General features: G+C 70.8%; 18 protein-coding genes and 1 pseudogene. 9 read left to right on the top strand and 10 right to left on the bottom strand.

All coding sequences use genetic code 11. From position 1 onward, the window contains the following. Positions 1-98 precede the first annotated feature (98 nt). The 4 genes from whiA to uvrC are packed head-to-tail and all read right to left on the bottom strand — an operon-like array spanning position 99 to position 5,261. Entirely contained in the window at positions 99-1,088 is a 990-nt protein-coding gene (gene whiA / locus IE177_RS25770; RefSeq protein WP_190017808.1) for a DNA-binding protein WhiA, read from the bottom strand. After that, positions 1,079-2,170 (bottom strand): gluconeogenesis factor YvcK family protein, encoded by a 1,092-nt coding sequence (locus IE177_RS25765; RefSeq protein WP_190017807.1) that lies wholly within the window; start codon positions 2,168-2,170, stop codon positions 1,079-1,081. The genes whiA and IE177_RS25765 overlap by 10 nt, the downstream gene beginning before the upstream one ends. Next, complete coding sequence (rapZ, locus tag IE177_RS25760; RefSeq protein ID WP_190017806.1) at positions 2,167-3,156, bottom strand: RNase adapter RapZ; 990 nt, start codon at positions 3,154-3,156, stop codon at positions 2,167-2,169. The genes IE177_RS25765 and rapZ overlap by 4 nt, the downstream gene beginning before the upstream one ends. Beyond that, complete coding sequence (gene uvrC, locus IE177_RS25755) at positions 3,153-5,261, bottom strand: excinuclease ABC subunit UvrC (RefSeq protein ID WP_190017805.1); 2,109 nt, start codon at positions 5,259-5,261, stop codon at positions 3,153-3,155. Before uvrC ends, rapZ begins: the two co-directional genes overlap by 4 nt. A gap of 532 nt (positions 5,262-5,793) precedes the next feature. Here uvrC and IE177_RS25750 point away from each other — a divergent pair. Continuing rightward, positions 5,794-6,741 carry a hypothetical protein gene (locus IE177_RS25750; RefSeq protein ID WP_190017804.1) on the top strand — a complete coding sequence of 316 codons (948 nt, stop codon included), beginning with the start codon at positions 5,794-5,796 and terminating at the stop codon, positions 6,739-6,741. 39 nt (positions 6,742-6,780) lie between these two features. Here the strand turns inward: IE177_RS25750 and IE177_RS25745 are convergent, their stop codons facing one another. Continuing rightward, positions 6,781-7,203: a Rieske (2Fe-2S) protein gene (locus IE177_RS25745; protein WP_190017803.1), complete on the bottom strand. Its 423-nt coding sequence runs from the start codon at positions 7,201-7,203 to the stop codon at positions 6,781-6,783. A 280-nt stretch (positions 7,204-7,483) separates the two neighbouring features. Here IE177_RS25745 and IE177_RS25740 point away from each other — a divergent pair, with 280 nt between their 5' ends. Both IE177_RS25740 and IE177_RS25735 read left to right on the top strand, forming a co-directional pair. Further along, the gene (locus IE177_RS25740) at positions 7,484-8,668 is read left to right on the top strand and encodes a LacI family DNA-binding transcriptional regulator (protein WP_190017802.1); all 1,185 of its coding nucleotides are present in this window, start codon (positions 7,484-7,486) and stop codon (positions 8,666-8,668) included. Beyond that, complete coding sequence (locus IE177_RS25735; protein ID WP_190017801.1) at positions 8,665-9,576, top strand: carbohydrate kinase family protein; 912 nt, start codon at positions 8,665-8,667, stop codon at positions 9,574-9,576. Before IE177_RS25740 ends, IE177_RS25735 begins: the two co-directional genes overlap by 4 nt. A gap of 185 nt (positions 9,577-9,761) precedes the next feature. On the opposite strand, the gene uvrA is transcribed toward IE177_RS25735, so the two are convergent. Beyond that, entirely contained in the window at positions 9,762-12,785 is a 3,024-nt protein-coding gene (gene uvrA / locus IE177_RS25730) for an excinuclease ABC subunit UvrA (protein WP_190017800.1), read from the bottom strand. A 224-nt stretch (positions 12,786-13,009) separates the two neighbouring features. Here uvrA and IE177_RS25725 point away from each other — a divergent pair, with 224 nt between their 5' ends. Both IE177_RS25725 and IE177_RS25720 read left to right on the top strand, forming a co-directional pair. Further along, positions 13,010-13,696, top strand: coding sequence for a maleylpyruvate isomerase family mycothiol-dependent enzyme (locus IE177_RS25725; RefSeq protein ID WP_190017799.1), 687 nt, complete (start codon positions 13,010-13,012; stop codon positions 13,694-13,696). A gap of 46 nt (positions 13,697-13,742) precedes the next feature. Next, on the top strand, positions 13,743-14,393 hold the full coding sequence (locus IE177_RS25720; RefSeq protein ID WP_190017798.1) for an MBL fold metallo-hydrolase: 651 nt from the start codon (positions 13,743-13,745) through the stop codon (positions 14,391-14,393). Positions 14,394-14,802: 409 nt separating this feature from the next. Here the strand turns inward: IE177_RS25720 and IE177_RS25715 are convergent, their stop codons facing one another. After that, complete coding sequence (locus IE177_RS25715) at positions 14,803-15,663, bottom strand: DUF6551 family protein (protein ID WP_190017797.1); 861 nt, start codon at positions 15,661-15,663, stop codon at positions 14,803-14,805. A 515-nt stretch (positions 15,664-16,178) separates the two neighbouring features. Between IE177_RS25715 and IE177_RS25710 the strand changes: the two genes are divergently transcribed. Then, positions 16,179-16,454 (top strand): hypothetical protein, encoded by a 276-nt coding sequence (locus IE177_RS25710; protein ID WP_190017826.1) that lies wholly within the window; start codon positions 16,179-16,181, stop codon positions 16,452-16,454. 260 nt (positions 16,455-16,714) lie between these two features. After that, positions 16,715-17,854: a PIN domain-containing protein gene (locus tag IE177_RS25705; protein ID WP_190017796.1), complete on the top strand. Its 1,140-nt coding sequence runs from the start codon at positions 16,715-16,717 to the stop codon at positions 17,852-17,854. 62 nt (positions 17,855-17,916) lie between these two features. Here the strand turns inward: IE177_RS25705 and IE177_RS25700 are convergent, their stop codons facing one another. Next, entirely contained in the window at positions 17,917-18,171 is a 255-nt protein-coding gene (locus tag IE177_RS25700; protein ID WP_190017795.1) for a hypothetical protein, read from the bottom strand. Positions 18,172-18,458: 287 nt separating this feature from the next. Here IE177_RS25700 and IE177_RS25695 point away from each other — a divergent pair, with 287 nt between their 5' ends. After that, on the top strand, positions 18,459-18,830 hold the full coding sequence (locus tag IE177_RS25695; RefSeq protein ID WP_190017794.1) for a hypothetical protein: 372 nt from the start codon (positions 18,459-18,461) through the stop codon (positions 18,828-18,830). Positions 18,831-18,978: 148 nt separating this feature from the next. On the opposite strand, the gene IE177_RS25690 is transcribed toward IE177_RS25695, so the two are convergent. Then, a complete protein-coding gene (locus IE177_RS25690; RefSeq protein WP_190017793.1) occupies positions 18,979-20,493 on the bottom strand; it encodes a recombinase family protein in 1,515 nt (504 codons plus the stop codon). Positions 20,494-20,511: 18 nt separating this feature from the next. Here IE177_RS25690 and IE177_RS25685 point away from each other — a divergent pair. Then, positions 20,512-20,698 (top strand): annotated as a pseudogene (locus IE177_RS25685) (MBL fold metallo-hydrolase); the annotation flags it as partial. 248 nt (positions 20,699-20,946) lie between these two features. Here IE177_RS25685 and aroQ read toward each other — a convergent pair. Beyond that, positions 20,947-21,420 (bottom strand): type II 3-dehydroquinate dehydratase, encoded by a 474-nt coding sequence (gene aroQ / locus IE177_RS25680; protein WP_190017792.1) that lies wholly within the window; start codon positions 21,418-21,420, stop codon positions 20,947-20,949. Positions 21,421-21,472: the final 52 nt, after the last annotated feature.

Genomic DNA, 21,472 nt, shown 5'->3' with positions numbered 1-21,472 from the left:
ACTCCATGATCGAGTCAAGGGCGCCTCACGGACACGCGAAAGCCGGTGCGGACCACCCGAACGGGCGTACGCACCGGCGTTTCTGACGTGCTGTCGGGTCAGCCGACCAGGTTGTCCGCCAGCTCCTCGCTGAGGTTGGCCTCCGTGCCCGGGATGCCCAGATCGGAGGCGCGCTTGTCGGCCATCGCCAGCAGACGGCGGATGCGGCCCGCGACCGCGTCCTTCGTCAGCGGCGGGTCGGCGAGCGCGCCCAGCTCCTCCAGGGAGGCCTGCTTGTGCTCCATGCGCAGGCGCCCGGCGGCCGCGAGGTGCTCGGGAACCTCCTCGCCCAGGATCTCCAGCGCCCGCTGCACCCGGGCACCGGCCGCCACGGCCGCGCGGGCCGAGCGGCGCAGGTTGGCGTCGTCGAAGTTGGCGAGCCGGTTGGCGGTGGCCCGCACCTCGCGGCGCATCCGGCGCTCCTCCCAGGCCAGCACCGACTCGTGCGCGCCGAGCCTCGTCAGGAGCGCGCCGATCGCGTCACCGTCGCGGACCACGACCCGGTCCACGGTGCGCACCTCGCGCGCCTTCGCCGCGATCGACAGCCTGCGGGCGGCCCCGACCAGCGCGAGGGCCGCCTCGGGCCCCGGGCAGGTCACCTCCAGCGAGGAGGAACGGCCCGGCTCGGTCAGCGAGCCGTGGGCCAGGAAGGCCCCGCGCCAGGCGGCCTCGGCGTCACAGGTGGCCCCGGACACCACCTGAGGGGGCAGCCCGCGGATCGGCCGGCCCCGGCCGTCCACCAGGCCCGTCTGCCGCGCCAGCTGGTCACCGCCCGCCACCACGCGTACCACGTAGCGCGAGCCGCGGCGCAGCCCGCCGGGTGCCATCACGATCAGCTCGGAGCTGTGGCCGAAGATCTCCAGAATGTCCCGCTTGAGGCGGCGGGCCGCCATCGCGGTGTCCAGCTCCGCCTCGATCACGATGCGCCCGCTCACCAGGTGAAGGCCGCCGGCGAACCGCAGAATGGCGGAGACCTCCGCCTTCCTGCAGCAGGTCCGGGTGACGGGGAGCCGGGAGATCTCGTCCTTCACCGCTGCCGTCATCGCCATGGGCCGATCCTTCCATGCATCCGAAAAATACGGTCGTACGCGGCGGCCAGCAGCTCCGGGTCGTGCCGGGGGCTTCCGTCGGTCCGGGCCACCGGCGCCAGCTCGACCGCGGCTCCCAGCCGCTTGGCGGCCTCGGTGAGCGAGTCGCGGTCGGGCACCGCGGCCTCGTCGGCCAGCACCACGTCCAGGGCGAGTTTAGGGGCGTGTCGCCCCAAAACCTCCAAATGACGCTGCGGGGAGAAGCCCGCGGTTTCTCCTGGCTGCGGGGCGAGGTTCAGGGAGAGGACCTTGCGCGCCTTGGTCACGGTCAGGGCGTCCAGCAGCTCGGGGACGAGCAGGTGCGGGATGACCGACGAGAACCAGGAACCGGGGCCGAGCACCACCCAGTCCGCGTCCAGGACGGCGGCGACGGCCTCCGGGACGGCGGGCGGGTCGTGCGGCACGACGTGCACCGACTGCACCTCGCCCGGGGTCAGGGCGACGGTCGCCTGCCCACGCACGGTGTCGACGTCCTCGGGCCGCATGGGGTCGTGCCCCTTGACCAGTGCCTGCAGCTCCAGCGGCACGGCGGACATGGGCAGCACCCGCCCGTGCGCGCCCAGCAGTTTGCCGACCAGGTCCAGGGCCTGTACGTGGTCGCCCAGCTGCTCCCACAGGGCGACGATCAGCAGGTTGCCGACCGCGTGGTCGTGCAGGTCGCCCTGGGACTGGAAGCGGTGCTGGATGACCCTGGCCCAGGTCTGGCCCCAGTCGTCGTCGCCGCACAGCGCGGCCAGCGCCTTGCGCAGGTCGCCGGGGGGCAGCACGCCCAGTTCGTCGCGCAGTCGCCCGCTGGAACCGCCGTCGTCGGCCACGGTGACGACGGCGGTGAGATCACCGGTGATCCGGCGCAGCGCGGCGAGCGAGGCGGACAGGCCCATGCCCCCGCCGAGCGCGACGACCTTGGGCTGGGCGCCCCTGCGGCGGGCCCGGCCGCCGCGGGCCTCGGCGGGCCGGGCCTCCCGCGCCTCGGCGGCGCGGCTCGAGCGGCCGTCCGGCACCATCCGGCGCAGCCGGCTCAGCCGCCGTGTACGTGCCGTCATTCCCGTCCCATGTCCCGGTGCACGACCACCGTCTCCACGCCCTCGGCCGCGAGGCGCGCGGCGAGCTTCTCCGACATCGCGACCGAGCGGTGCTTGCCGCCGGTGCAGCCGATGGCGATGGTCACGTACCGCTTTCCCTCGCGCCGGTAGCCGGCCGCGACGAGCCGCAGCAGTTCGGCGTAGCGGTCGAGGAACTCCTTGGCGCCGGGCTGGTTGAAGACGTAGGCGGCCACCTCCTCGTTGATGCCGGTGTACGGGCGCAGCTCCGGGACCCAGTGCGGGTTGGGCAGGAACCTCATGTCCGCCACGAGGTCGGCGTCGACCGGCAGACCGTACTTGAAGCCGAAGGACATCACGGTGGCCCGCAGCTCGGGCTCCTCCTCCCCGGCGAACTGGGCGTCCATCTTGGCGCGCAGCTCGTGCACGTTGAGGCTGGAGGTGTCGATCACCAGGTCGGCGTCGCCGCGCAGCTCGCGCAGCAGCTCCCGCTCGGCGGCGATGCCGTCGACGATGCGGCCGTCCCCCTGGAGCGGGTGCGGGCGGCGCACCGACTCGAAGCGGCGGACCAGGGCCTCGTCGGAGGACTCGAGGAAAACGATCCGCCGGGTGACGTGCTTCGCCTCCAGGTCGGCGAGGGATTCGCGCAGGTTGTCGAAGAAGCGGCGGCCGCGTACGTCCACGACGACCGCGATCCGCGCCACGTTGCCCTGGGAACGGGCGCCCAGTTCCACCATGGTGGGGATGAGCGCGGGCGGCAGGTTGTCCACGACGAACCAGCCGAGGTCCTCCAGACACTTGGCGGCCGTCGAACGGCCCGCTCCGGACATGCCGGAGATGATCACCAGCTCGGGGATGGCCGCCTCGTGGGCCCCGGCAGGTGTGACGTCCGTACTCACCTGTGCTCCGCTTTCCTGTACCGGGTGCTGCCGTTCCCCCTCGGCCTGCTGTTCCCGGTCCGCTGTGGGGTGTGCGTCGTGCTCGGTCATGTCTCCTGCCCCCGTCGTTCGTCCGGGAGTCCCGCGGTCACGGGCTCCCCCGAGGAACCCCCCGTCGTCACGGGTTCCTCGTCCTCAATGATCTCTCCGGTCGCCGTGTTCACGGCAGGTGCGGCCGGGGCCGCCCGGGCCAGGGCCGCGGCGATGGTCTCGGCCGTCTTGCGGCCTATACCGGGCACTTCCTGGATCTGCGTGACCGTGGCGGCCCGCAGCCTCTTCACCGAGCCGAAATGCTTGATGAGCGCCTGTTTGCGGGTCTCGCCCAGGCCGGGCACGTCGTCCAGCGGCCCGGTGCGCAGCCGCTTGGCCCGCCTGGTGCGCTGGTAGGTGATCGCGAAGCGGTGCGCCTCGTCCCGGACGCGCTGGAGCATGTAGAGCCCCTCGCTGGTGCGCGGCAGGACCACCGGGTCGTCCTCGCCGGGCACCCAGACCTCCTCCAGACGCTTGGCGAGGCCGCAGACCGCGATGTCGTCGATGCCCAGCTCGTCCAGGGCGCGCCGGGCCGCGGCGACCTGTGGCCGGCCGCCGTCGACCACGACGAGCTGGGGCGGGTAGGCGAACTTCCTGGGACGGCCGTCGTCGTCCTTGAGGGCGCCGTCGATGACGTCCGTGCCGGTGAACGGGGACGCGTTCCCGGCGAGCGCCGCCTCGCCGCCGGTGCCCGCCTGCTCGTCCTCGGCCCACTCCCCCGTCCTCTCCTTCTCTGCGAGGTAGCGGCGGAAGCGGCGGCTGATCACCTCGTGCATGGAGCGGACGTCGTCCTGCCCGGCGAAGCCCTTGATCTGGAAGCGCCGGTACTCGCTCTTGCGCTGCAGGCCGTCCTCGAAGACGACCATGGAGGCGACCACGTCGTCGCCCTGGAGGTGCGAGATGTCGTAGCACTCGATCCGCAGCGGGGCACTGTCCAGGTCCAGGGCCTCGGCGATCTCCTCCAGGGCCCGCGAGCGGGTGGTGAGGTCCGACGCGCGCCTGGTCTTGTGCAGTACGAGGGCCTGCTGGGCGTTGCGCTGCACGGTCTCCATGAGCGCCTTCTTGTCGCCGCGCTGCGGGATGCGCAGCGAGACGTTGGCCCCACGGCGGCCGGCCAGCCACTCCTGGACCGGTTCCACCGGCTCGGGCAGGGCGGGGACCAGCACCTCCTTGGGGACCGCGTCCCCCGACTCCTCGCCGTACAGCTGCTGCAGGGCGTGCTCGACCAGGGCGCCGGTGGTGACGTCCTCGACCTTGTCGGTCACCCAGCCGCGCTGGCCCCGCACCCGGCCGCCGCGCACGTGGAAGATCTGCACGGCCGCCTCCAGCTCGTCCTCGGCGACGGCGACGAGGTCGGCGTCGGTCGCGTCGGTGAGCACGACGGCGTTCTTCTCCATGGCCCTCTTCAGGGCCTCGATGTCGTCCCGCAGCCGGGCGGCCCGCTCGTACTCCATCTCCTCGGCCGCCTCCGTCATCCGGTTCTCCAGACGGCGCAGGTAGGTGCCGGTGCGGCCGGCCATGAAGTCGCTGAACTCCTCGGCCAGCTCCCTGTGGTCCTCGGGGGTGACCCGGCCGACGCATGGGGCGGAGCACTTGCCGATGTAGCCGAGCAGGCAGGGCCGGCCGGTGCGGGCGGCGTTCTTGAAGACGCCGGCCGAGCAGGTGCGCACGGGGAAGACGCGCAGGAGCAGGTCGACGGTGTCCCGGATGGCCCACGCGTGCGCGTACGGGCCGAAGTACCGGACGCCCTTCTTCTTGTGACCGCGCATCACCTGTACGCGCGGGAACTCCTCGTTCATCGTCACCGCGAGGTACGGGTAGCTCTTGTCGTCGCGGTACTTGACGTTGAACCGGGGGTCGTACTCCTTGATCCAGGAGTACTCCAGCTGCAGCGCCTCGACCTCCGTGGACACCACGGTCCATTCCACGGACGCGGCGGTGGTCACCATCGTCCGGGTGCGCGGGTGCAGGTTCGCCAGGTCCTGGAAGTAGTTCGCCAGGCGCTGACGCAGGCTCTTCGCCTTTCCGACGTAGATCACCCGGCGGTGCTCGTCACGGAACCGGTACACCCCGGGACAGTCCGGGATGTCTCCCGGCCTGGGGCGGTAGCTGGAGGGGTCGGCCATGTCTCACACCCTACTGGCGAGCGCCGACACCGCGTCGGGCCTGTGGACAACGCTCGTACCCTCGTGGGCCGCTCCCCGGGGCCCGTGAGCGGCGCCCCCGTACCGAACCGCCGTCCGGCGGCGCCGGCGCTCTCCACGGCTCCCCGCGCCGTCGCGCGGCGGCAGGCCGCCTTCCCGCCGGTCCTCGGCACGCTCGGCAGGCGTGATCCGGCCATGTCGGCCCCGGCCGCCCGCTCCACCCCCACCGCGGACCCGGGGCAACGGCGTCGGTCTGTCCGTATCGCCCGTTCCGGCCGCCCGCGCGAGCGCCCGGTCCGGCCAGGACCGCGCGGCGGCCGGGCCGGGGGTGTTGTCGGGGTCCGGTCAACACGCTTCAATGCACGGGAACCCGGCGCCGTGCCGTCGTACGGACGGGCACGGCAGCCGCAGCGTGCGCAGCCACGGGCGCCACAGCGCTCACGGGGGTGGCCCCGCTCACTCGCACGGACGGTCTGACCAGCCGTAGTGACACCTCACAGAGAGGCCCCTCGGTATGCGGCATGCCACACAGCACGCGGACATCCCCACCGTGGAACTGGACACGGTCCTGCGGGGCGGCCCCTTCCACGTGGCGCTGCGCGCCGCGATCGCCGCCCGGGGACTGCCGCTCCAGCGTGTCCAGCACCACCTGTCGCGGCACGGGGTCAAGGTGGGGGTGACCAGTCTGAGCTACTGGCAGCAGGGCGCCCGCCGTCCGCAGCGTCCGGAGTCGCTGCGCGCCGTACGAGCGCTGGAGGAGATCCTCCGGTTGCCGGACGAGTCGCTGATCCGGCTGCTCGGTGAGGGCGGCGAGCGGGCGGGGGCCGGCGGCGCGGCGAGCCGCTCGTACCGCTCCCTGGTCGAGTCCACGGAGGTCCTGGACGGGCTGCGGGCCGAGCTGGACTGGTTCCTCGACGGGGGGCTGCGGACCCTGGGCCACCATGAGCGGGTCCGGATCGGCGCCCGGCGCGAGCTGGCGGGGCGCGAGGCCCACCACATCGTGCGGGCGCACCACGACGGCGTCGACCGTTTCGTCGCCGTGCACCAGGGTGACCCCGGCAGCAGCCCGCGTGACATGCGGGTACGGGCCCTGGAGAACTGCCGCACCGGTCGTGTCCGCTGGGACCAGGGCACCGGTGTGCTGGTGGCGGAGCTGCTCTTCGGCACCCGGCTCCGCTCCGGCGACACCTTCCTCTTCCGGTACGGCATCGAGGACGGCACGGCCGGGGCATGCCGGGAGTACCTCGACCGTTTCCGCTTCCCCGGCGGCCAGTACGCCCTGCAGGTGCGTTTCGACGCGGCCGCGCTGCCGCTGCGCTGCCACCGCTTCAGCCAGCACTCGGTGGCGGCACCCCGCAGCGGCCGGCAGGAACTGCCCGTCCCACGGCCGCACCACTGCGCCCACGTGGTCGAACCGCGCATACGGCCCGGCATCGTGGGCATCGCCTGGGACTGGGAGTGACCCACTCCTCCTGCCGCCCCGCCGGTCGCGGCCTTCCGGTCAGGCGGCGGGGCCGGCGACGATCCTGCCGTCGGCGGCCTTCACGGACAGCTCCGCCAGGGGCTCGGTGGCCGGGGCCTGCACCACCTCGCCCGTCACGGCGTCGAACCGGCTGCCGTGGCAGGGGCAGATGAGAGTCGTCCCCTCCAGCTTGTTGATCGCGCACTGGGCGTGCGTGCAGACCGTGCTGTACGCCTTGAGGGTGCCGTTCTCGTCGCGGCTGACCACGACGTTGTGCTCCCGGTAGAGCTTGGCGCCGCCCTTCGCGACCTCACTCGCGGCGCCGATGTCGGCCGGCGCGGTCAGGGTGGAGGCCGGGCCGCCCCCCGAAGGCGCGCAGGCGGCCAGGCCGAGCCCGGCGGCCGGGACCGCGACGACCCCTCGAAGAACGGTGCGACGGCTTGGGGACGGGCGGGCGGACATCTGGGCTCCACGGGTCTGAGGGGTGTGCGGGCCGACGATACCGGGACAGACGGACCGCTTCCGGAGCGGGGCGGCCAGGGCGAGGGGTGCACCGCGGAAGGAGGGGCGGACGCGGACGCATGTGACGTAAACGTTTGCGCAAGCGTTTACGCGAGGGCGGCGGATGAGGTAACTTCCCGGCCGTACGGTGACGCCGAGCCGTTCAGGCCGAAGCCGTACAGGCCGAAGCCGTACAGGCCGAAGCAGTTCAGGCGGAAGCAGTTCAGGGAGGGGGAACGCGATGCCCACCATGGCCGACGTCGCCCGGAGCGCCGGAGTCTCCGTGGCGACCGTCTCGCACGTGCTCAACGGCACGCGCCCGGTCCTGCCCCACACCCGCCAGGCCGTGCTGGACGCCGTGGAGGCCCTCGGTTACACGCCCAACGGCCTGGCCCGCTCCCTGGTGACCTCGCGCACCCGCTCCATCGGCCTCGCGGTGTCGGCGATCAGCAATCCGTACTTCACGGAGATCCTCCAGGGCGTCGAGTCCGCCGCTCTGGAAGCGGGATACGGCCTGCTCATCGCCGATCCGCACGACGATCCGCGGCACGAACGCAAGGTCGTACAGCTCCTCCACGAGCGCCGGGTCGACGGCATGATCGTCGCCCCGTCCGCGCACCCCCACGACCTCGTCGGGTACCTGCGCCGCCACGCCGTGCCGACGGTGTTCCTGGACCGGGTGATCGACGCGGGCGTGACGGACGGCGGCATCGCCGACGGTGGTGCGCCGGCCGGTGAGGGCCCTGCTTCCGGGGCCGGAGCGGAGGCCGGGCCCCCGCTGGACGCTCCGTGCTTCGATCAGGCTCCGTGCTTCGATCAGGTCTGCGCGGAGAGCGCCGAACCCACGGCCCGGCTCGTCGCCCACCTCGCGGGACTCGGCCACCGCCGCATCGGCCTGGTCGCGGGCCTGCCCGGCCTGAGCACCACCGGTGAGCGCATCGCCGGCTACCGGGCAGGGCTGGCGGCCGCCGGCCTGGGCCACGACGAGCGGCTCCTCGTGTCCGGCAACTCGGAGGCCGCCGGCGCCGAACGGGCCACGGCCGCCCTGCTGGCCCTGCCCGAGCCGCCCACGGCACTCGTCACCGCCAACAACGCGATGACCATCGGCGCCCTGCGCTCCCTCCGCCGACACGGTCTGGCCGTACCGGACGACATCGCGCTGTGCTGCTTCGACGACTTCGCCTGGGCCGATCTGTTCTCGCCCCGCCTCACCGCCATCGCCCAGCCCAGCAGGGAACTGGGTGCCCGGGCCGTCCGGGTCCTGCTGGACCGTCTGGCCGAGCCGCACCGGCCGGCCCGGACCGTGCGACTGCCGTGCGCGTTCGTGCACCGCACCTCCTGCGGGTGCCCCGAGGGGCCGGTCCCCGGCGAAGACGCCGGACCGGTCGGACCATCCACGCTGCCCGAGAAGGGAACCGCTTCATGATCGTCGTCGCCGGTGAGGCACTGATCGACCTCGTACCGCAGGGCCCCGGCGCCCTCGCGGACCTGAAGCCGGCGCTCGGTGGCGGCCCGTACAACACCGCCGTGGCCCTGGGCCGGCTCGGCTCCCGCACCACGTTCCGCTCCCGGACGTCGTCCGACGCCTTCGGCGAGGCCCTGCTCGACGGGCTGCGGCGGGCCGGCGTCGACGTGTCGGGCGTGGAGCGCGGTGCCGAGCCGACGACCCTCGCGGTGGCGACGGTCGACGCGGGCGGCTCGGCGGCCTACTCCTTCTACGTGGACGGCACCGCCGACCGTCTGTTCTCCGCGTCGGTCCCCCTCCCCGCCGGTACGCGCGCGGTGTCCTTCGGCACCTGCTCGCTCGTCCTGGAACCCGGAGCGAGCGCCTATGAGGAGCTGATGCGGAAGGCGGCCGGGCAGGGGCTGTTCACCGCGCTGGACCCCAATGTCCGGGCGGGACTGATCCCGGACGCGGACGCCTACCGTGCGCGTTTCAGGAGCTGGCTGCCCTCGGTGACGCTGCTGAAGCTCTCCGCCGAGGACGCCGCGTGGCTGGGCGGCACCCCGCGCGAGTGGCTGGCCTCGGGCCCGTCGGCCGTCGTGATCACGCGGGGCGGCGACGGCCTGACCGTGTTCACCCGGGAGGGCGGGGAGTACTCCGTACCGGGTGAACGGGTCGATGTCGTGGACACCATCGGCGCCGGTGACACTGTGAACGCGGCCCTGCTGCACGGGCTGTCCGCTCAGGACGCGCTGTCCGAGAAAGCGCTCGCGGCCCTCGGGGCGGAGGGCTGGACGCGGCTGCTGCGCTTCGCGGCACGCGCGGCGGCGATCACCTGCTCACGGGCGGGGGCCGAACCGCCGTACGCGGCGGAACTGGGTGAGTGGTGAGCGCTCCGCCTCCGCTGTGACGCTGTCGAGGTGCGGCCGGACCGGTGGTGAGGGGATCTGCCCACCTGACGGGCCGGGCCGGCTACCGGTGGAACGAGCGGCGCCCCGCGGGAAGTCCCCACGGGGCGCCGCCTTTCTGACGTTGCGTCAGGCGAGCCGTCGGCATCCGGCGCCTGCCGGTCGCGTCAGGCCTTACGGGCCCGCGTCGTCTTCTTCGCGGGCGCCGTCTTCGTGGCCGCGGCGGCCTTGGCCGTCGAGGTGTTGTTCGCCTTGGCCGTCACCGTCTTCTTCGTGGCCGACCTGGCCGCTGCCGTCTTCTTGGCGGCGCTGCCGCGCGGCGCCTTCACGGGCTCGGCGTCGCTGACGCGGTCGGCGCCGAGGATCTCGCGCAGGAACTTGCCGGTGTGGCTGGCCGGGACCCCGGCGATCTGCTCGGGCGTGCCCTCGGCGACCACCAGACCGCCGCCGGCGCCGCCCTCGGGGCCCATGTCCACGATCCAGTCGGCTGTCTTGACCACGTCGAGGTTGTGCTCGATGACGATGACGGTGTTGCCCTTGTCGACCAGGCCGCCGAGGACCTTCAGCAGCTTGCTGATGTCCTCGAAGTGCAGACCGGTGGTGGGCTCGTCCAGGACGTAGACGGTGCGTCCGGTGGATCGCTTCTGCAGTTCGCTGGCGAGCTTGACCCGCTGGGCCTCGCCGCCGGACAGGGTCGTCGCGGACTGGCCGAGGCGGACGTAGCCGAGGCCGACGTCCTTCAGCGTCCTCAGGTGCCGGGAGATGGCGGGCACGGCCTCGAAGAAGTCGGTGGCCTCCTCGATCGGCATGTTCAGCACGTCGGCGATGGACTTGCCCTTGTAGTGGACCTCCAGGGTCTCCCGGTTGTACCGGGCACCGTGGCAGACCTCGCACGGGACGTAGACGTCCGGGAGGAAGTTCATCTCGATCTTGATCGTGCCGTCGCCCGAGCAGTTCTCGCAGCGGCCGCCCTTGACGTTGAAGGAGAAGCGGCCGGGCTGGTAGCCGCGGACCTTCGCCTCGGTGGTCTCGGCGAAGAGCCTGCGGATGTGGTCGAAGACACCGGTGTAGGTCGCGGGGTTGGACCGCGGGGTGCGGCCGATCGGCGACTGGTCGACGTGGACGACCTTGTCGACGAGGTCGTCGCCGTCCACGCGCGTGTGCCGTCCCGGCACGTTGCGCGCGCCGTTCAGCTCGCGCGCCAGGTGGGTGTAGAGGATGTCGTTGACCAGCGTCGACTTGCCGGATCCGGACACGCCCGTGACCGCCGTGAACACCCCCAGCGGGAAGGACACGTCGATGTCCTGCAGGTTGTTCTCACGGGCGCCGTGCACGGTGAGCTGCCGGGACGGGTCCCGGGGCCGCCGGACGTCCGGGAGCGGGATCGACTTGCGGCCCGCGAGGTACGCGCCGGTCTGCGACTCGGTGTTGGCTAGCAGCTCCTTCAGGGAGCCGCTGTGCACGACCTTGCCGCCGTGCTCACCGGCGCCGGGGCCGATGTCCACGACCCAGTCGGCGACCTTGATGGTGTCCTCGTCGTGCTCCACGACGATGAGCGTGTTGCCCATGTCGCGCAGCCGTACCAGGGTCTCGATCAGTCGGTGGTTGTCCCTCTGGTGGAGGCCGATGGACGGCTCGTCCAGGACGTACAGGACGCCGACGAGGCCGGAGCCGATCTGGGTGGCCAGCCTGATGCGCTGGGCCTCGCCGCCGGAGAGGGTGCCGGCCGCGCGGTTGAGCGAGAGGTAGTCGAGGCCGACGTCGACCAGGAAGCGCAGCCGCTCGTTGACCTCCTTGAGCACCCGCTCGGCGATCTTCTTGTCCCGGGCGTTCAGCTTCAGCCGGCCCAGGAAGTCCGCGCAGTCGCTGATCGACATGGCGGAGACCTCGGCGATGGACTTCTCCATGATCGTCACGGCGAGGACGATCGGCTTCAGGCGGGTGCCCTCGCAGGAAGGGCAGGGCACCTCGCGCATGTACCCCTCGAAGCGCTCACGGCTGGCGTCGCTCTCGGCCTCGCTGTGCCGGCGCTTCACGAAGGGCACCGCGCCCTCGAAAGGCGTGGTGTAGACGCGCTCGCGGCCGTAGCGGTTGCGGTACCGCACCTCGATCTGCGTCTTGTGACCGTGCAGCAGTGCCTTCCGCGCGCGCTGGGGCAGGCCCGCGAAGGGGATGTCGGTGCGGAAACCCAGCGCGTCGGCGAGGGCGCCGATCAGGCGGCCGAAGTAGTCCTTGGTGTGCCCGTGCGACCAGGGGTGGATGGCACCCTCGTCCAGCGACTTGTCCGGGTCGGGGACGATCAGCTCCGGGTCGACCTCCATGCGCGTGCCGATGCCGGTGCACTCGGGGCAGGCGCCGAAGGGGGAGTTGAAGGAGAAGGAGCGGGGCTCCAGCTCCTCGAAGGACAGGTCGTCGTAGGGGCAGTAGAGGTGCTCCGAGAACATGCGCTCGCGCTCGGGGTCGTCCTCGGGGAGGTCGACGAAGTCGAGCACGACCATGCCGCCGGACAGGCCGAGGGCGGTCTCCACGGAGTCCGTGAGGCGGCGCTTGGCGGAGTCCTTCACGGTGAGGCGGTCCACGACCACCTCGATGGTGTGCTTCTCCTGCTTCTTCAGCGTGGGCGGGTCGGACAGCTGGACGGTCTCGCCGTCGACGCGTGCGCGGGAGTAGCCCTTGGTCTGCAGGTCGGCGAAGAGGTCGACGAACTCGCCCTTGCGCTCGCGCACCAGCGGCGACAGCACCTGAAAGCGGCTCCCCTCCGGGAGCTCCAGGACCCTGTCCACGATGGCCTGCGGCGACTGGCGGGAGATCGGGCGGCCGCACTCGGGACAGTGCGGCTTGCCGATGCGCGCGAAGAGCAGACGCAGGTAGTCGTAGACCTCGGTGATGGTGCCGACCGTCGAGCGGGGGTTGCGCGAGGTCGACTTCTGGTCGATGGAGACCGCCGGGGACAGTCCCTCGATGAAGTCCACGTCCGGCTTGTCCATCTGGCCGAGGAACTGCCGGGCGTACGAGGAGAGCGACTCCACGTAGCGGCGCTGGCCCTCGGCGAAGATCGTGTCGAAGGCCAGGGAGGACTTACCCGACCCGGACAGGCCCGTGAAGACGATGAGCGAGTCGCGAGGCAGGTCGAGCGAGACATTCTTCAGATTGTGCTCGCGCGCGCCACGGACGATGAGACGGTCGGCCACGCCGGTCCGCACCTTTCTTGAGAGAAGTGACAGGGGCGAGGCCCCGGTCCTTCTTCAGACTAGGGGGAGCCACTGACAACGCCGGTCGGATTACCCGGTTGCATAACAACCGCCGGCCCTCCAGCATGCCCGACGCCACTCCCGACGATATAGCACGCGCATTCGATTTGCGGGCGAGGTTCGCCACCTTCACCCGAACGTGTCACGCGACTAGGGTCAGCACCATGATTGATCACGCTCATGACCTGGCCCGTGTACGGGAAGCGACCGAACGGCTCCTCACCGCGGTCGCGAAACTGGACAACGCCTCACTCGCCGGGCAGTCACGGCTGCCCGGCTGGAGCCGGGGACACGTCCTCGCCCACCTCGCCCGCAACGCGGACGCGCTCGTGAACGTCCTGCAGGGCCGCCCCATGTACGCGAGCGCCGAGGCGCGGGACGCCGACATCGAGCGCGACGCCCCGCGCCCCCTCGACGTCCACCTCGCCGACCTGCGCGAGAGCGCGGCCCGCCTCCAGGCGGCCGGCGACGTCCCCGCGGACTGGACACGGACGGTGGAGCTGCGCAACGGGATCACCGACTCCGCGTCCCGGCTGCCGTTCCGGCGGTGGGTGGAGGTGGACCTGCACCACGTGGACCTCGGCATCGGATACGAGCTGGAGGACCTGCCGGACGAGTTCACGCTGCGGGAGATCGACTTCCTGGCGCAGCGGTTCTCCGGACATCCCGACGTCCCGCCGACCCGTGTCACCGACGGCACGACCGCGTGGCACACCGGCCGCGGCGCGGACGAGCCCGAGGTCACGGTCAGCGGCCCGCCGGCAGAGCTGCTGGGCTGGCTCGCCGGGCGCCGCGCCCCGGCGGCGCTGGAGGTGGAGGGCAGGACACCGCCGAAGCTGCCGGCGCTGTAGCGCGACGACCACTCCGCCGGGCCGTCCCCGCTATAGGCTGATCACCATGACGTACACGGGAGAGGTCAAGGTCGGCGGACCGGCGGACGTGCACGAGCTGAAAGACCTGATGATCACGAAGATCGCGGTCGGCCCGATGGACAACAACGCCTATCTGCTGCGCTGCCGGGCGACCGACGAGCAGCTTCTGATCGACGCCGCCAACGAGGCGGGGACGCTCCTCGGCATGATCGGTGACGACGGCATCGCGTCCGTCGTCACCACCCACCAGCACGGCGACCACTGGCAGGCGCTCGCCGAGGTCGTCGCCGCCACGGGCGCACGCACCCACGCCGGCCGCGAGGACGCCCCCGGCATCCCCGTGCCGACGGACGTCCTCGTCGACGACGGCGACGTCATCAGGGTGGGACGCGTCGAACTCACCGCCCGCCATCTCGTGGGGCACACACCGGGCTCCATCGCGCTGGTCTACGACGACCCGCACGGCCATCCGCACGTGTTCACCGGCGACTGCCTCTTCCCGGGGGGGCCTGGGCGGACAACACGTCCCCAGGACTTCGAGTCGTTGATGTCGGGCCTGGAGGCGAAGGTCTTCGTACTCCCGGACGAGACCTGGATCTACCCAGGCCACGGCAACGACACCACGCTCGGTGCCGAGCGGCCTCACCTCGGGGAGTGGCACAAGCGGGGCTGGTAGGTCGGCGGCATCGCCGCCCCGGTGCTCTCTAGGGAAATAGCCGCGTCTCGAGCAGTCGGTCGGAGTCAGCAGCCACCGCACAAAAACGGTCAGCCGAAGAGCCCCGCACCCGCCGCGATCGCCGCCTGGACAGCTGCATCGGCACCCGCCGCCGCAGCTGCGGGCAGGGCGGGCGTGACGATGCGTGCGATTCGACGCATGATCCTGCGGCCCCGGGTCGGCTCGGCCCCTTCGCTCTCAAGGGTGTCGATCTCCTCGGCCTCTTCCTGGGAGAGTTCCAGGGTCGACGTCTTCCTGCTCGGTCTTGCTGTACTCGTGCGGCCCGCACACCGGTGGCCGCCACGTGCCATCGATGGTGCGTGCGATCGGGACTACAGCCCCGATCGCACGCACCGTGACTCAACCCACCTCACGCGGCGACGGTGACCGTCTTCGCCTTCCGGCGCTTCGGCGGTCCAAAGGCCGGCCCATGCTTCGGGCCGAACGCGACGGTGTACTCGTACGCGATGTTGTTCGCGAGCGGGATCGAGCGCGACTGTGAGCCGCCGCCGCTGACCGTGTCCTTGATCGCGGAATCCTTCCATACGCCGACCGGCTCCTGCTTGAGGGTCAGCGACAGGGAGGGCAGGTCGATCGTGTCCCAGTTGCGGTGGATCACGATGGCGACCGCCCGCAGCATCATGCCGTCCCAGCTGGTCGGGTCCGAGCCCCAGGCGCCCAGGACCGTCGTAAGCGTCTTGCGCAGGAGACCGTCTGCGGGGTCGCGCATCCCGTGCACCACCTTGAGCGCCTGGATTGCCGAGATGCCGTTCTTCGACGTGCCGCTCGACACATGCAGACCGCAGCTCTCCACGTCCGCGTTGATCGTGACCGCCTCGACCTCCTGCGCGGTGACCGCCACGGCGAAGTTTTCATACGGCTTCACCGCACGGCGGTCGCGGTTCGCGGCTAGGAACAGTTTCGCCTCCTGCTTCTTGGTCAGCCCCTCGTACACCATGCAGTCCCGGAGGAAGTCCGGGCCCTCGATGTCGCGCGCGACCTTGGTGGAGTGCTGACCGTCGAGGAGATAGTCGCCGTCCGGGCGGCGGGAGACCAGCGCGGGGCCGACCACCTCGGGGTCCCAGATCTTCGCCAGGCGGTTGGCCCACTTGGGCTGGAACATGCGCTGCGCGTCGAGGTTCGGGTCAACCCTCAGCTGCGAAACCGGGATGGCCTCGTAGTACTTCTTCACGACCGGCTTGGACCGGATGATCTTGCGCGTGCTGGACACGCATCTCCCTCGGTGTGAGTGGACGTCAGGTGAAGACCACCGTACGCGGAAATATTTCCGCGCGTAGCTTTTTCTCGCGGATAATGAATCCTCGCGGGTGGTGGCGGGGCCGGAGCTCACCCCTTACCGGCAGGGACACCACCTCCTTGACCTGCTGGAACCCTCCTCACAGCCTTTGGCAGCGCCGCGTTGTCCTCGACGGGCGGGTGCTCTGGCCAGCACATCTACGGGTCCAAGATCGTGTGATGGCCTGCCAGAAGGCATGAGAACCGCGGCTTCCGGAGCCAGGGTTTCCACGCCCTCCGCACAGCTCACCAGCCGGTCGGCGCGATCGAGATTGAGGGGATAGCCGACCGCTGCGGATGCCATCACCGACTGCGGCTGGCCCGCCCCGACGCTGGCGGGCATCCTCCATGCATGTCCACTTCACCCATGGAGCGCCCCGTCGTTTACGTCGCTGAGTCCGCCAACTCGGGTCAAAACCTCGGGAGGTCGATGCGGAGCGGGAGGAGTCGGTGATCGCCGAGCGGGTGCTGCACCCACCGGCCGAACAGGACTGGGCCGAGGTCGAGGCCGCCGCCCGGGTGGCTCCGGTGAAGGCGCAGGTGGCAGGGCGAGCGGTGCCGCTGGTTCCGCACCGCGGCGATGACCCGGACGAGACCGGGCTGCCCGATGGCCACCGCAAGATCCTGGCGATCGTTCGGGGCCGCCGATGGTCCGGTGCAGGTCAGGACCAAGCTCGCCGACCGTGGATGGATAGGCACTCGCCGAAAATCCTGCTTCAGAACTGATCTTCAACCGAAGACTTTTGATCACCAGCCGGGATCGTCGGGCCTGCCCCGTACCATCCTGGTCTGCTACGGTTCCGGCTCCGTCGTCCTTGGCCCGGAGTGACGATCAGGGGCGTCAGCGGCTATGCCGCTACAGCGTCCGGACGGCAGGTGTCGCGCAACCCCAGCCGCCGGCGCCCTCATTTCACGTCAAAGCAGCTGCACGCCCGCTCGCCGGCTGGAACCCTTGATCTTGCATCAGCCGGAGGAGGGGGCCAGGCGTGATCATCCTGGATGCATGCACTGTCGAAGGCATGAGCCTTCAGGGAAGCAGCGCCGAACTGCTGCGTGCCCTCCGCGAGATCGGCGTCCAGCGGATAGGCATCCCTTGGCCGGCCATGCAGGAGCTGATCGCTCACAAGACGATGGAGTACAGGGACGCGCACGCCTCCGCATCGAGCGCTCTGAACCAGCTGAACCGCCGTACTCCCTGGGCCGAGCCGCAGAGGCTCCCGGATCTCCAACTGGAGGATGCCCGCGAGCACTGGCGGAACGAGTTCGAGAAGCTCGCCGAGGTCATCCCGGTGAGCCTCGAAGCTCTCCAGGAGAGCATGTTCCGAGAGGCGAACGTCCTGCCGCCATGCAAGACGGCGGGGGCGAAGAAGATGAAGGTCGGAGGTAGGGACGCCGCGATCTGGCTCTCGGCGATCGAGTTCGCCGAACGCAACGAGCAGGAGACGATCTACTTCGTCAGCGGAAACACCAACGACTTCACCCACGGCACCGAATACCCGGAGTTGATGGCACAGGACGTGCTCATGGTCCGCGACCGCTTCGTCCACCTGACTGCGCTCGATGATGTCGTCTCACGATTCGCTCAGCCCTGTGAAGTCGACGCCACCGAGGCAGAGGAAGCTCTCCACCACCCGGAAGCGGCAGCCGCAATCAGTGTCGCCTTGGCGCTCGCCTATCCACGTCAACGCAGCAACAACATGCCCTGGAGCAGCCAGTTCGGGGTCATGGTGGACCCTGCGGACCCCTGGCGGGTGCGTGCGGTCGGGTGGTGGAGGGGATATACGGCGCAGCTGACCGCAGTGGACAAGATCCAGGGCTATCAGATCGGCTGGCACAAGTGGTGCATGGCGACCACTAGTTGGCTTGTCGTCGGCCTCGCGCAGATAGACGGGCGCAAACCGACAGTCGCGGCCAGCACCTGGGAAGTCCGACTGCTTTTCAGCCTCGCCGAGAGGGAAGACGGCACACCGTTCACCATCCTGCGATCTTTTAAGCCCGAAGCCCCTTCGACAGACCGCGACGTCAATACCTTCGGCGCTCTCGTCACGGGTGCGTTGCCGTTTGACGCCGACGCCGACCCATTCGAGGAAGAGATGGCGCGTCTCGAACGGACCTATGTGGATTAGCGCGAGGAGCGAGGACGACTGGGCCGAGCAGCCCTGACTCTGCCCGCGCCCAGCGGTCCCGGTCAGAACAGGGGCAGCGTGTCGATACCGCCCGTGTCTTCCGTCGCCCCGGCGGTACCGAACTCCAGCTGCTGGCCGGGCACGGGCAGGTCCACGATCGCCAGCGACCCCGAGCACGACACCAGCGTGTCGCCGAACTGGGCGCGCCTGTCGGGCGGATCGTACCGCCACAGCCAGCCCTTGCTCGGGCTACCGGCGACCGGGCCGGCCGCGACGGACCGGGTGCGTGCCTTGCAGTGGACGCGGGGCATCTTCACACCGACCAGTGTCCCGGAGCGGCGACGACGCGAGCCGACTACTCAGCCGCTGCACTTGTCGAGCGAGCGAAAGGTCGGCTGCCCAGCAACAGCTCCCTACCGGGGCACTCAGCGCGGTCCGGGTGAAGAACCTCCCGTTCGGGCGCATCGTGAGTTCCGTCCAGACGCCTCTCGCCCTGGAGGAAGCACGGCGCGGAGGAACGCAGCTACCGGCGACGGAGCCCGTGGCACCACGTCAGGAAACCGGGCGTCCTCGTCGGGGTGGCCGCCCCCTCATCACCGATGACTTGCTGCGGCAACTCGCAGAGGTATACCTGGAGGAGACCGCCGAGGAGAAACCGGCCGGCGCCCTAAGACGAGTCGCGGCAAAGTTCGACCGTCCGACGGAGACCATCCGCACGTGGCTCGCCCGAGCATGCAAGGAGGGATGGCTCGCCCCCGCAGTGAAAGGCCGCGCCGGAGGCGAACCCGGGCCCAAGCTGCTCGTGTACCGCATGGCCCACGCCTCCGGCGTAGCCGCCCCCGAGGTGGGAGTGCGCATCCCGAACGACGAGACCGACGCACAGAGGGAAGCACTCGAGCAGCGCATGTACGACTTCGCCTTCGCCGAGGACGCGGGCAAGCTCTGGGAAGACCTCAGAGGGCCCGGCAGCGAATGATCGGCGCTGTTGGCGAGAATCCTCCGGACCGTCCCGTTCGATCACTGCCGTGCGGCTTCACCGCTCAGCGCAGACTCGTTCCGGCGGGTCCGGCCAATTCGCCAACAGGGTCCGAAGATCCTGCCGGGCCCGAACTGCGTCCGCGTGATCAGTCGCCCGTCCGCGCCCAGTGGAGCTGAATGGTGGTCTGGTCGAACCCGGGGCCCCGCCGCGCCACCGGGTGCACCCTCAACCGCAGGCCCAGACCGTCCAGGACCCGCCGCTGCTGCGGCACCTCGAGCGCTTCCCACGTCTCCGCCGACCGTGGCCCCACGAGGCCGTCGAAAGCGTCGAGGTCGAAGGCTGGCCGCAACCGGCGCGCCTCGTTCTGCGCGTCCGTGATCTGCTTCGCCAGCTTCGCCGTGATGCGCCGCAACTGCTCACGGGTGATGATCCCGTCCGCGTAATCGTCCGCCGCCGCCTCCTGGCGTGCCTTCAGCCCCTCTGCCCGCTCCAGGGCGGCCAGGGCCGCCGAGTCATCCCCACGGAAGACCTCGGCCGCCTCGGGCCGCGATAGCACCCCCACGACCAGACGCCCCACGTAGCGGTCGAGCGCTTCCTCGTTCCGGCCGACGCAGCCGCCCGCGTCGCAGACGTACGTCGGCTGCTTCTTGCCCCGGGACGCGTTCCCCCTCAGCGCGACCCGGAGCACCGACCCGCACGGCCCGCACGTGGCCACCTCACCCCACGTCAGCAGGTGCTTCCGCGCCCCCGGCAACTCCCGAACCACGGTCCGCTCGGCGAACAGGTTCCGCAGCTGCGCGTACTGCTCGTCCGTGATGAGCGCCGGCCATGCCGCCTTGTACTCCACGCCCTGGTGCACGCGCAGTCCCACGTTCGCCGGCCGCAGCGCGAGCTTCTTCACGCTGGTCTTGTTCCACAGCGACCCGTCCTCGTTCTGCCCGACAGCCCGGCGCTTGAGCTGCATACCGGCACCGGGGGACGGCACACCGCGCTCGTTCAGGTCAGCCGTGATGCCGATGAGACTGCCGCCAGCCAGCAGGCGGGTGACGATCTCCCGGACAATCCCGGCCTGCACCGGGTCCTCGACGTCACGGAATCCGCTCACCTGGCCTCGCGCGTCGTACTCGTACTGACGCCGCCACCCGTACGCCACGGCGCCGTTCGCCCGGCCCTCCTGGGCGCGCTCCAGGGCGGCCCGGGCCACCCGCTCACTCTTCACCTCGGACTCGGCGGTGTCGGACTCGCCGAGGTTGGCGAGCTGCGACCGGTCCGACGCCTTCGCCATGTTGAACAGGCCGCCCGACTCGAACGCGACCCAGCACCCCGCGTGCCGCAAGTCCTCGATCGCCTGCGCGCGCTCAACACGGCGCCGCCACACGCGCGACGGGTGGTAGCCCGCGACGATTACCCGGACACCGGGTTCCCGGGCAGCCTCAATGGCGTCGGCCATCAGCCGGTCGTATTCGGGGCGTTCCTCGCCCGAGTGGGCGGAGACGTCGTTCTCGATGTACTCGCCGCCGACCTCCCAGCCGTTCTCATCGGAGAACGTGCGCAGGTCGCTCATCTGCCGGCTGACGCCCCGTCGGCGGTCGCGGGGGTCCTCGGAGATCCGCGCGTACAAAAAGACGAGGGTACGGCGCGGGAGCGTCTTAGTGTTCACAGTAGAGAACCCTAGGGATTCCCAGGGGGCGTCGGCAACACCCGCAAGGACCCCGAGGCGTTCGCCAAGCCTCATCCACGACGTGGAGACGAAGATCTTCGGCACGCTGCCGGACGAGACCTGGGTCTACCCGGGCCATGGCAACGACACCACGCTGGGAGCGGAACGGCCGCATCTGCCGGAGTGGCACGCGCGCGGATGGTGAGCGGACCGCGCATGGGGCGCACGTCCAGCGTGCGCGCCCGGCGTGTTCCTCCTCGCGCGCGCCCCGTGTGAACACTTCGCCCGCGCCGGGCCCGTGTGCGCGCTGCCGTACGCCGGTGTCGCGCGGTCAACTGGTGGAAGCCCCGCCGGGATGACGGCTCCCGCGTGGCAGGGCCGCCGGTCTGCCAACCCCGCCCTGGGCCGGCGGCCCAGGGCGGGGCGCACGGACGGAGCGCCGTACGAGGGACCCTAGGGGGTGACCTGTGCCGCCCCCAGCAGAGCGGCGACCCGTTCGACGCCGAACACGTAGCCCTGCACACCACAGCCCGCGATCACGCCGTCGGCGCGCAGTGAGACGTAGGAGTGGTGCCGGAACGTCTCGCGCCGGTGGATGTTGGAGACGTGCACCTCCAGCACGGGCATGCCGTCACAGGTGTTGAGCGCGTCCAGGATGGCCACCGACGTGTGGGAGTAGGCGCCGGGATTGATGACGATCCCGCAGTGGTTCAGCCGTGCCTCGTGGATCCAGTCGACCAGCTCGCCCTCGTGGTTGGACTGCCGGAAGTCCACCGTGCCGCCGTGCCCGGCTGCCGCCTCGGCGCACAGCGCCTCCACGTCGGCCAGCGTGTCCCTGCCGTAGATCTCCGGCTGGCGCTGGCCGAGCAGGTTCAGGTTGGGCCCGTTGAGGATCATGATCGGGGCGTTGGCCAGGGTGCGGGGCACGGTTCCTCCGGTCCGTTCGGGGCGGTGCGTCGGCGACCGCCGCTCACACCCG

Source organism: Streptomyces lucensis JCM 4490, from assembly GCF_014650035.1.
Classification (GTDB): Bacteria; Actinomycetota; Actinomycetes; order Streptomycetales; family Streptomycetaceae; genus Streptomyces; species Streptomyces lucensis.
Note: the sequence above shows the minus strand (reverse complement) of the source record. Positions and strands in the feature narration are given on the sequence as shown.